The 12,377-nt window shown below is 38.9% G+C and carries 7 protein-coding genes; 2 read left to right on the top strand and 5 right to left on the bottom strand.

Annotated features, from left to right (window positions below):
* Positions 1-71: 71 nt before the first annotated feature.
* The 5 genes from gyrB to HX062_RS11580 form a co-directional block, all read right to left on the bottom strand.
* Positions 72-2,012: a DNA topoisomerase (ATP-hydrolyzing) subunit B gene (gene gyrB, locus HX062_RS11600; protein ID WP_182626688.1), complete on the bottom strand. Its 1,941-nt coding sequence runs from the start codon at positions 2,010-2,012 to the stop codon at positions 72-74.
* Between the two features lie 256 nt (positions 2,013-2,268).
* Complete coding sequence (locus tag HX062_RS11595; protein WP_182626689.1) at positions 2,269-2,718, bottom strand: hypothetical protein; 450 nt, start codon at positions 2,716-2,718, stop codon at positions 2,269-2,271.
* A gap of 152 nt (positions 2,719-2,870) precedes the next feature.
* Entirely contained in the window at positions 2,871-4,667 is a 1,797-nt protein-coding gene (locus HX062_RS11590) for a TonB-dependent receptor (RefSeq protein ID WP_286467525.1), read from the bottom strand.
* Between the two features lie 25 nt (positions 4,668-4,692).
* Complete coding sequence (locus HX062_RS11585; protein ID WP_286467524.1) at positions 4,693-7,716, bottom strand: tetratricopeptide repeat protein; 3,024 nt, start codon at positions 7,714-7,716, stop codon at positions 4,693-4,695.
* A 489-nt stretch (positions 7,717-8,205) separates the two neighbouring features.
* On the bottom strand, positions 8,206-9,474 hold the full coding sequence (locus HX062_RS11580; protein ID WP_182626692.1) for an acetyl-CoA hydrolase/transferase family protein: 1,269 nt from the start codon (positions 9,472-9,474) through the stop codon (positions 8,206-8,208).
* A gap of 254 nt (positions 9,475-9,728) precedes the next feature.
* Between HX062_RS11580 and HX062_RS11575 the strand changes: the two genes are divergently transcribed.
* Positions 9,729-11,903 (top strand): endonuclease MutS2, encoded by a 2,175-nt coding sequence (locus tag HX062_RS11575; protein WP_182626693.1) that lies wholly within the window; start codon positions 9,729-9,731, stop codon positions 11,901-11,903.
* Positions 11,900-12,316, top strand: coding sequence for a thiol-disulfide oxidoreductase DCC family protein (locus HX062_RS11570; protein ID WP_182626694.1), 417 nt, complete (start codon positions 11,900-11,902; stop codon positions 12,314-12,316). The genes HX062_RS11575 and HX062_RS11570 overlap by 4 nt, the downstream gene beginning before the upstream one ends.
* The last annotated feature ends 61 nt before the right edge of the window (positions 12,317-12,377 follow it).

The raw sequence follows: 12,377 nt of genomic DNA, 5'->3' as shown, positions 1-12,377 counted from the left end.
GCTTTTAAGTTTACGTTAAACAAAAAAAGGTCAATGCAAGAGGCTTGACCTTTTCTACTAGATATTTTTAATTAAGCGTCGATTTTCGCATATGTTGCGTTCTTCTCAATAAACTCTCTACGCGGTGGAACTTCATCTCCCATCAGCATAGAAAACACTAAATCTGCTTCTTTTAAATCGTCTATTTTTACTTGTCTTAAGATACGGTGTTCTGGATTCATTGTCGTTTCCCACAATTGTTCCGCATTCATCTCTCCAAGACCTTTGTATCGTTGTACGCTTGATCCACTGCCCATTTCTTCTAATAAGGCAATGCGTTCTTCATCACTCCAAGCATAGACTTTGCGTTGTCCTTTCTTCACCATAAACAAAGGTGGCGTAGCAATGAACACGTGTCCATTTTCAATTAACCCTCGCATATAGCGGAAGAAGAAAGTCAAAATAAGCGTTGCAATGTGGCTACCGTCCACGTCGGCATCACACATGATCACTACTTTGTGGTAACGCAATTTCTCAAGGTTCAAGGCTTTACTGTCTTCTTCGGTTCCAATGGTTACTCCTAAAGCGGTAAAGATATTTTTAATCTCCTCACTTTCAAACACTTTGTGTCCCATTGCCTTTTCAACGTTCAAGATTTTACCGCGAAGTGGTAAAATCGCTTGGAAGTTTCTATCGCGTCCTTGTTTGGCAGTTCCACCCGCCGAGTCTCCCTCGACAAGGAATACCTCACATTTTGCTGGATCTTGTTCAGAGCAATCCGATAACTTCCCTGGAAGTCCTCCTCCAGTCATTACCGTTTTGCGCTGTACCATCTCACGAGCTTTCTTCGCTGCATGTCTAGCTTGAGCAGCTAAAATTACTTTCTGCACGATGATCTTCGCATCATTTGGATTCTCTTCCAAATAGTTCTCTAACATCTCAGAAACCGCCTGGCTCACAGGAGATACTACCTCTCTATTCCCCAGTTTTGTTTTCGTCTGTCCTTCGAACTGTGGCTCCATGACTTTTACCGAAATAATTGCCGTCAATCCTTCGCGGAAATCATCCCCACTAATTTCGAATTTCAACTTATCTAACAATCCAGAAGCATCTGCATATTTCTTAAGCGTACGAGTTAATCCCATACGGAACCCTTGTAAATGCGTACCTCCTTCGTGTGTATTAATATTGTTTACGTAGGAATAGATATTTTCTGAATAGGTGTCGTTGTAAATCAAAGCAACCTCCACAGGCACATCGCCTTTGTCAGATTCCATCCATATCACTTCGTTGATAATTGGCGTACGGTTACCGTCCAAGAATTTGATAAATTCTTTCAACCCTTCTTTGGAGAAAAACTCTTCTTTTTTCACCTCTCCTTTTTCATCTACCTCACGGGCATCTGTCAACGTAATTTTTAGGCCTTTATTTAAAAAGGCTAATTCGCGTAAACGAGAAGCTAAGGTATCATACGAATACTCTAGTGTTTGAGTAAAAATAGTTGGATCTGGTCGGAAGGTAACTGTTGTCCCTCTTTTATCAGTTTCACCAACAACTTTTACTGGATATAAAGCTTTTCCCTTTGAGTATTCTTGTTCGTAGATTTTTCCATCGCGAAAAACAGTTGCTTTCAATAAATCCGACAAGGCGTTCACACACGATACACCTACCCCGTGTAATCCTCCCGAAACTTTATAAGAATCTTTATCGAACTTACCTCCTGCTCCAATTTTGGTCATTACGACCTCTAAAGCTGATACCCCCTCTTTTTTGTGCATATCAACTGGAATACCACGACCGTTGTCTTCAACAGAAATGGAATTATCCTCGTTAATAATTACATTGATCGTATCACAATGCCCCGCTAATGCCTCATCAATAGAGTTATCTACTACTTCATATACAAGGTGGTGTAATCCGCGCACTCCTACATCTCCAATATACATGGAAGGACGCATTCTTACGTGCTCCATTCCTTCTAGTGCCTGAATACTATCGGCTGAATAATTTCCCTTATTTACTTCTTGGCTCATAATAATTTTCTAAAATAAGTAACGTACAAATATAGCTTTTTTAAAACAATTTATCAACTTCTCCACGCCTATTCTCCTTGTTTTTGCCTTTTAATTTAAACATTTTTGAATGGCGAAAGAAGAATTTCAAATTACAATATAAATCTGTCTTTTCACAAAATTGAAACGCTTTTCTTTTATATTTTTTTTAACACCAAAAAAAACAGGTGTAAACTTTCGCTTACACCTGTTTTTATCTATATAAATTACTTGTTCTCTATTCTAAAAAGTTAACGGTAAAATCACAATTGTTAAAAGAAAATGAATCGTGTAATTTACGTCCTAAAAGCGCTTTTGCAATAGGCGCATCCATAGACACCCCCAATACAGCTCTATCCGCTATAGTAACCTTTGGCAACGCAGCCGCCAAAAACAAATATACCGTATTGACTTTTACAATGCTTCCAAATTCTACTACATCAGAATTCTTGTTTTCGTCAATTCGCTTCACCACCTCTCTCAAATCAAGACTTTCTCTGATTTTCTTCACTATGTTTTCCTGCTCTAAATGCATCATAGACAAAGCCGTTTCGTGTTTATCCCCTGCAGAACTTTTCGCATCGGTTTGAGCGTCTTCTGCTAAATCTTCTACAATACCGCGAAGCGCGTCTATTTTATCATCTAAGCGCTGCAAAAATGTAGCCTTTAGTTCTTGTTTTAGTGTCATTTCCAATTTCTTAAAATACCTTATAGGATCCCTTTTGTTGTTTGCTGACAAAAATAGTCCAATTAAGTATCAAAAAAAATTAAAACGCAGGAATAAAACTGCTTTTAACCAAAAAAAAGTGACTTTTAACAGTAATTAAGTTGTAATTATTCTCAAAAATCGAATTTATAAATAGCACCCGCCATTATCTGCACACCCTGCGATCTAAAACTTCCCCATTGGTTGTACTTTTGATCTAACACATTATTCCCTTTTAAAAATACAGTCCAATTTTTTGTAGGTCTATACCCCAACTTTAAACTTAGATCAGCAAATCCATCCAGTGTTTTTGTCGTTTCCACTGGTCCATTTGCTGTCGTGTGCATATCGTCTTGGTTTACCAACAAATCTTTGCGTTCACCAATGTATTGTAAATCCATTCCCGCAAACCATTGATCGGTAAAATTGATTAAAGCATCAGCTCCAACTTTAATGGAAGGCAACCCCCACGCTTCTCTCGTATTTGAATCGTAGTGATTGTACTCCCCGCGAATACCCAATAACACGGTGTTGTCTATATCAAAGCGCAATTCTCCAAACACACTCAAGGTTTCAACCTCTGCATAGGCAACATCCATCGCATTGCCATACAAATAGTCTAGTCGATTTACGTTAGAAGAAAAAGGCGTAGACCTAAACAAAGCCTTGTCATTTTCTTTGGTGTAAGACCCCTTAATATTGTAGGAAATCGTGTGATCGAGTTTTCCTTTCATCCCCACATAGAAATCATAGGACTTATCCGTAGGACGCAATCCTGCTTCTGGAGATACAAATGGATTTTGATCGACAAAATCCTTAAACGTATTTTGCGTTAATCCCCCGTCAATTCCCGCATATGCAATCACGAGATTAGGCACTAAATTATAAGACGCCTTCACTTGGGGGTAGAAGTAAAAATTGTTGTCTGAGGTTCCGCCAATCTTTCCATTGTTGTAGTACAACCCAACACCTAATTGAAGAAAGTAATCCTCTCCCTGAAGCACAACACAAGGTTCAGCTCCAAAATTAAAGTGCTCATCTGTTCCTCTATACGTGACAATTGCCTCGTTATTGTAATCTACTATTCCGCCTTCATTCAAAAAGTCTTGTCTTTTGTATTTTGAACTCACATAATCAACAGCGATGTCCAACTTACCAAAAAAACCTTCGCCAAAAGCAGTTTCAATTCTCGGTTTAAACACAAAGTGATTCTCAGCGCGATTAAAGTCATCGCTAAACGAATTGAAATAAACGTCCACTCCTTTTATTGGCAGGTCTTCAAAAGTAACAGAACCGTCTACATAAAAAGACTTATACTTTTGCTTTGAGTTAATACTCGCCACTGTATTTCTAGGAAAGTCAAATTCTTCTTGCGGCAAACCATACCAATTTACAGTTTGATAAGAACCTCCCACTTCGGTATTCCATCCGATTTTTTTCTTTTGTCCTGAGAAGTTAATGCCCCCTGTTGTTTTGGAAAAATCATCGTCTAGCAGTAGATTTTTTATTCCTCCTTGAGAAGAGAAATGACGAAGAAACCCCGCGATATAGCTATCGGGATCAACTTGTCCGCTAACAAATAATTCTCCGTGTATATTGGTATAGTTACCCCCTGCGAACAAAGCGTAATTATCAAAGCGCTCTAAATTGCGTTTGGCTTCGACTTTTGCCGCTTCTCCTTTAGCAGGAACGAAGGTTGAAGCAACGGGAAAAGACGTAATCGTATACACCACCTCTTTCTTTTTTCCCTTGACTTCCTCGTCTAAATTAGGCATTTCTCTCACTTTAAACGCCTCCGAAACTGTCGCGTCATATCGTCTTACAACATCGACAACTTCTGTTCCTAAATCACTTTTATTCTTATCTTGAGCAACCGCTGTACCAACAAATAAAACACTTGATACAAAGGTTAATATATTGATCTTCTTCATAATTACGTTCTAATTCGATTAATCCTTATTGTACAATAGATGAATTACTTTTCGCTTCTTGCGCTTTAATGGTATTGAGTTCTTGTTGTGCTTCTGCTACAACATCTTCAAAATCGCTAAAATTCTTAATTACACTATCCAAGATATACGTCGCTTGGTAGGCATCTTTTAAGCTGTAGAAATTTTTAGCCATTAACAACAATCCCTTCGCTCCATAGTACTTATAAGCCGAATAATCTTTGGCTAACTTTTGAACACTTTCGTTCGAAGCCTCAAATTTATTGTCCATGCGTTTGAAATACGCATCGTAATACATCGCTTCTGCCGCTACTTCACCCTTGGCGATTTTCGCTACTTCTGCATATCCCTTTTTCGCTTTGTCAAACTGTTTATTTGCAAAAGCAGTACGCGCAATAATTAGCTGTGCATCACTCTTTACTTTATTGTCTATTTTTGCCAACTTCAGCACTTGTTCTGCATAGTTTAACGCATTGGTATAATCGCTTTCTTGATAGTACAATTTCATCAAATTCGACTTGGCAAATACGATATTCTGTTCTTGTGTAGCCTCTGTTTCCAATCGACTCAACATCAACAACGCTTGATCTGTATTGTTTTCTTTTAGGTAGATTTCGGACAAACGCGACAAGCTCACCTCTATATATTCGCTTTTATTGCCTTCGGCAACAGCTAAGTAGTGTGGTTGGGCTTTTTTGAAATCACTAGATGCAAAGTACAATTGTCCCAAGTAAAAATGTGCTTGCAAGGCCTTTAATCCTTTTGGATAAGCGACTAAGTATTTTTCAAAACCAATAATTGCAGCTGGCGTATTGTTCTGCATATATTGTTTTTCCGCAGATTCGTAGGTGTCTTTATCTAATTCTAAATCACTCACACTGACAAATGACAGCCCTTTTACCCACGCTCCATACTCATCAACTTTACCTTGATCTACATACACCAAGCGCGCATTTTGCACCGCCTCTATAGCCTCTGCACTGGTCGGGTATTTCGCTACAACTTCCTTGAATTTGACTAAAGCCTCGTCCGCTTTATTGGCGTTATAATAAATCAACCCTTGGCGCAACAACGCTTTAGACGCATAAGCACTTTTTGGGTAATTCTTCAACAGTTGATCAAAAACCGGTGTTGCTTTTTGTGGTTGTTGCATCACAACATAGGTCATTCCCAATTCGTATAACGCATTGTCTGTCAATCCCGATTTTGGATAGTCTTTAGTAAAAGCGATTAAATCATCTGCTTTTTTCTGAAGGCGATCAACAAATCCATAGGCCAATGCTTTTTGGAAACGCGCATATTCCACATCCACTTTATTCGCTTCAATTACTTTGTTATACGCCTCCATCGCTGGCCAATAACTACCTTCTACAAATTGACTATCTCCCAAGCGAAGATAAGCATCAATGCGTCTCGCCTCGTCTTTTGGCGCAGTAGCTATAAAACTTTGAAATTGCTTTGCCGCATTCGCGTAGTCTTTCTGCTTGAAATAAGTATACCCTAATCCGTAATTTACATGCTTGTATTCGTCTGTATTTTTCGCTTGAGGACTTCCCATAAAACTGACATAAGAAGAAATTGCCTCAGCAAATTTGTTCATCGCATAGTTTGATTCTGCCTGCCAATAGTATGCACGTGCCGTAAACAAACCATCCTGACGCTCTACGAGCGATTTGGTAAACATCGCTGCCGCTTGCTCGTAATTGCCTTCAACAAACAATTCTTGCCCGCGATAAAACGTCACTTTTTGATAGGCCTCTTTGTTGGCTGTTGCTTTATTTTTCTCCAACAACACCAACGCTTCTTTAAAGTTCTTTGCTGTAATATACGAGTCGATCAACAACCCCTCCATTTCTTCTCTATTTGGAGACAACGGATATTTCTCCAAGAATCCACTAATTACTTTTGGTGCACTTTGGTATGCATTTCCAATATCATAACTCAGTTTGCCGTAATTTAGGTAAGCATCTTCTTGAATACTCGCATCAAAACGCATTTCTGACGCATTCTTAAAGGCGTTTAACGCTTGTGTTTTTTTATGGGTGTGCAAGTAACTCTCCCCTAAGTGATAGTAGGCATTTTGTGCAATAGCGTTATCGCCATCGATAATTTTATTAAATTGCTCAATCGCCTTGTCGTAGTCTTTTGATTTGTAATACGCATACCCCAATTGGTAGTAATCGGTATTGTTCCACTTGCCGTTTTTTCCTTTGTATTCCAACAGGTAAGGCAAGGCTTTATCATACTGTTTCAAGTTGAAATAACTCTCTCCAATAATCTTAGCAAGTTCTGATTTTTCTTGGGGATTGGATTTATTAATTTGCGCTAAACCATCTGCAATCGCTTGCTCAAAATTACCCGTTTTGAAATTCATGTCCGATTGGAAGTACCCCATTTTCTCTTTGTACTTCTCTTTGCTTTCTACTTTTTCGAACAGCTTTTTAGCATCGTCAAAATTGTCCGTATCATAAGCAATATAGCCTAAATAATAAGTCGCTTGTTCTCCCCACTCTCCATTTTGGCTTACTTTTTCCAAATACTTCTTGGCCTCTTTTCTATTCTTCATATAGAAGGCACTGTATCCTTTTTCAAAAAAGAAGCGATCGGCTACCTTTTCCGTTTCAATCACGTGGTCCTTCACTTTAGCTGCAAAATGAGCAGCTTTGGAAAACTGACCTCTTGTAAAGTAGTAATCAGTTGCTTCGATATAAGCGATATTCTGTTTCGAACTTGTTGGATAATTCACAACAAAATCGTCAATTTTATTCTCAGCTCCGCTTTGATCTAATCGAATGGCACAATTGGCAATATAATAAGCACAATCAGCCTCGATTTCTTTATTTTGGGATGTATTTTCTTTCTTAATCTTGTCAAATAATAACTGGGCCGCCAAATACTCTTGTTCATTATACAGGGCAACTGCCTGATTAAACGTCGCATTAGGTCCTGTATATACAACTGTTTGTTGTGCATACAGGCTCATCGTACCCATTAGTGCAGCTACACAAGCCAACCTATTAATTCTACGCATTGATTTTCTATTTATTTTAGTGTCAAATATAACCATTTATACCCTTTATAAACAGCTTTGCTTTATATTTTATTGCACAAAAAATCAACTTATTCCCACTGAATAGGTTAAAAAATCAACAGGAAAGTAAAAGAAGTAAGCGTTACAAAACGTCAACTATAGCGCGAATAACAAATTGCAGGTAGATAGTAAGGGGTTTGTAAGGGGTTTGTAAGGGGTTTGTAAGGGGTTTGTAAGGGAAAAAGGCCTAAAACCCTTGTAAACACTAACGATCCCCTTACAAACCCTTTACAACTACTTATCTTATATGTTTCAAAATACTGACATTCCAAGGGTAAGGATTTGAATCCGCGCCTTGATCTAGTCCCATAAAAACACAAAGAGGGCGACTTATCAGAACACCCTCTTATCTTTTCAGTCGTTTTCAACAACCTTTACTACTTTTGTTTTATATCGTATTTTTTTCTTTAGCAGGGCAATTCGCCTCAACTAAGCTTTTAGATTGTCAAAATACGCTTTTAAAATTTCTTCTCTAAAATCTGGATGGGCAATTTCCGCCATGGCTGCCACTCTTTGTTTGAGGGTTTTACCATATAAATCGGCTACCCCATATTCGGTAACAATATATTGGGCATGCGCACGTGTAGTGACCACCCCAGCTCCTTGGCGCAAGTAGGGCACTATTCGATTATGCCCTTGATTACTCGTTGACGACAAAGCAATAATAGCTTTACCTCCTTCACTAAGGGAAGCACCGCGCACAAAATCCATTTGTCCACCCACACCCGAATACATCTTGTGTCCGATAGAATCCGCGCAAATTTGTCCCGTCAGATCTACCTCAATAGCCGAGTTAATCGCCACTACTTTTGGATTTTTGCGAATAATTGCGGTATCGTTGACATAACTAGACTCTTTTAAAACGATAAAAGGGTTGTTATCCACAAAATCATATAGTTTTTTCGAACCGATGAGAAAAGTAGCTAGCGCTCTTCCTTTGGCGATTTTCTTTTTCGAGCAGTCGATTACCCCGCTTTTGATCAGGTCAATCACCCCATCTGAGAACATTTCTGTGTGCAACCCGAGGTTTTTGTGGTTGTTTAATTGGGCTAAAACAGCATTTGGAATGGAGCCAATTCCCATTTGAAGTGTACTCTCATCTTCTATAAGATTGGCGACATATTTTCCAATAGTCGCTTCTTTGTCTGTAATAAGGGTTTCTTTTGAGGCATAAATCGGACAATCGCAATCCACCGCTAAATGAATCTTCGAACTGTGCAATACGCTATCGCCAAATGTACGTGGCATTTGTGGGTTGATCTGCGCAATCACCACGCGTGCGCGTTCCATAGCAGCCACACAAGCCTCTACAGACACGCCCAACGAGCAAAACCCATGTTCGTCTGGGGGCGAAACTTGAATCAAAACCACATCGACTTTCAACACCCCTTTTCTAAAAAGAAGAGGGACTTCACTTAAAAAAACAGGGGTGTAAGAACCATTCCCTGCCGCTAAGGTATGACGCACGTTTTTACCGATAAAAAAGGAATTGACGTGAAAACTCTCCGCAAGTGCAGGATCAGCATAAGGCGCCTCCCCTTCGGTGTGAATGTGACAAAATTCAACATTGCGCAATTCACTTGCACGATCACTAATTGCTTTCGTTAAAATATTTGGCGTTGCAGCTGCTGCGTGGACGTATACTCGATCCCCTGATTGAACAACTTTTGCAGCTTCTTGAGCAGTTACGTATTTCATAGGTTCTTATTTTTTTTTAAAGTTAAGTATTGTTTGCTTTAATACAAGCACAAATTACTGATTTTTAACAAAGAAAAGAACTGATATTGATCATACTATCTTAAAAAACATCGCTTTTTACAAAAGAAACAACAAAAGGTGAATCAATCTCAAGTAAACGCAAAGCGGAATAAAAACCGGGGCATCTTTCTATTCCTCCTTTCCTTTTTTCCATAAATAAATAGTATTTTTGCTAGATAATCTCATTGTAACACATGACATCGATTAACAACAAAACATTACAAGATTTAGAATTTAATACCGTCTTATCTCTCGTTTCTAGCCTATGCGTCACAGAAAGCGGAAAAGAGGGAGCGATGGAAATTGTTCCTTTTAAAACAAAGGAACAGACCTTACACGCCTTAAAACAAACGTCAGAATATTTAGCTTCTTTTACCAATAACAACGTCATTCCTAATCACTATTTTGATGCTATTGACTATGAATTGAAATTCTTGGGGATTGAAGACAGTTTTTTGGAAATCAGCAGTTTTAAAAAGATATACAACCTAACAGAAACCACGAGTAACCTGATTGCGTACTTTAAAAAGTTTAGCGATTATTACCCGCATTTAGCTGAAGACAACGCCGCACTTACCTTAGAAAAAAGCATTGTAAAGGAAATTGAAAATGTCTTGGATAAATATGGAGAGATCAAAGACAACGCTTCTGTTGACTTACTGTCGATTCGCAAGAGCATCAACTTAATTCGCGGCAAGATAAACCAGAGTTTTGGCTTTGCCTTGTCACAGTACAACAGCGCTGGTTATTTGGATGACATCAGAGAAACGATTGTCGACAATCGCCGCGTGCTGGCGGTTATTGCTATGCACCGCCGCAAGGTAAAAGGAAGCGTACTGGGACAGTCCAAAACAGGTAGTATTGTTTACATTGAGCCCGAGGCAACGTTGCACTTCTCCAGAGAGCTAAACAATTTAGAATACGAAGAACGAGAAGAAATAGTGCGTATTTTAAAGGCGTTGACCAACAGCATTCGTCCGTTTAGAGATTTGCTATTGGACTACACCACCTATTTAACCTCCTTAGACATCACAGCAGCAAAGGCAAAATACGCTTTAAAAATCAACGGATTGCTACCCGAAATACGCGATGAAAAAACGCTTTATTTCCGAGAGGCTTATCACCCGATTTTATGGCTCAACAACAAGGAAAAACGCAAAACAACTCACCCGCAAACGATTCAATTGGAGCAAGATAGTCGAATTATCGTTATTTCAGGTCCGAATGCTGGGGGGAAAAGTATCACCTTAAAAACCGTTGGTTTGTTACAGCTGATGTTGCAATCGGGCTTGTTAATTCCGGTACACGAACGCAGCCATACGTTTTTATTTGACCGTATTTTAACTGACATTGGCGACAATCAATCTATTGAAAATCACCTAAGTACATACAGTTACCGCTTAAAAAACATGAATTACTTTCTAAAGAAATGCAATGCAAACACCTTGTTTTTGATAGACGAATTCGGAACGGGTTCTGATCCAGAATTAGGAGGTGCACTAGCCGAGGTTTTCTTAGAAGAGTTCTACGATAGAGAAGCCTATGGTATTATTACCACCCACTATACGAATTTAAAGATCTTGGCCGATCAATTGCCTTCTGCTACCAATGCCAACATGCTCTTTGACGAACAGTCATTAGAGCCTTTATACAAGTTAAACATTGGACAAGCAGGTAGTTCCTTTACTTTTGAAGTAGCACAGAAAAACGGCATTCCCTTTAGCCTGATCAACCGGGCAAAGAAAAAAGTTGAAACCGAAAAGGTGCGCTTTGACAAAACCATCGCCAACCTGCAGAAAGAACGACACAAATTGGAACGAACGTCTCAAAATCTAAAAGAAGAAGAGACAAAAGCCAGAGAAGAGGGCAAAAAACTAGAAGGCATCAATGCAAAAGTGCAAGAGAAATTAGAGCGTTACCAAGAATTATTCGATTCGAATCAGCGCTTGGTATACTTAGGACAAAAGCTAGACGATTTATCCGAGAAGTATTTCAACAACAAAAGCAAGAAAACGCTTTTTAGCGAAATCCTAAAAGTTGTTGAGATAGAGAATTCAAAGCGCAAGAAAATAACGCTTCAAGAAAAAAAGAAAAAAGAAGCAGAACAAAAGGTTCTACTTCAAGAAGTAGAGAAAAAAGTAGAAGTAATCCGCAAGGAAAAGAAAGAGAAAAAAGAAATCCAAAAGCAACAAGAAGCGAGCAACAAGACGAAATTTCCGCTCAAAGTTGGCGATCGCGTGCGCATGACAGAAGGTCGTGCTGTTGGAACGATTGACAATATTGAGAAGAACACAGCTACTGTTAATTACGGATTCTTTGTATCTAAAGTCAATATTGATCAACTGGAAATGGTAGAACGCAAAAAATGATAGAACAACTCCCAAAAGATAAGAAAATCGTCCTTTTTGACGGTGTTTGCAATTTGTGCGACAATGTCGTTAAGCGCGTTATTGAAGCAGATCACCGCGATCAATTTCGCTTTACCTCCTTAGATTCCGAACTTGGCCAACAGATCCTACAACAAATTGGCGTAGATCGATCCCAAACGGACAGCATAGTCTTATACCAACCCGGAGAAGCGTATTACATCAAATCTCAGGCAGCTTTAATGATAGCAAAATACCTGGGTGGATGGTATTACCTCCTGACAGCTTTTCTCGTATTGCCGACCAAACTAGCCGATTCACTTTATGACTTTATCGCAAAAAATCGCTATAAATGGTACGGAAAAAAAGACCAATGTATGATTCCCGATGAGTCAATTCGCAAAAAATTCTTATAATCATACAAACTTGGAATTTTAAATATTAACAACAAAATTATTTTACTTAAACTCAGGCAAT

Source organism: Myroides sp. DF42-4-2 (genome assembly GCF_030326445.1).
Taxonomy (GTDB): Bacteria; Bacteroidota; Bacteroidia; order Flavobacteriales; family Flavobacteriaceae; genus Flavobacterium.
The sequence above is the reverse complement of the archived record's forward strand: the minus strand, read 5'-3'. Positions and strand labels throughout refer to the sequence as shown.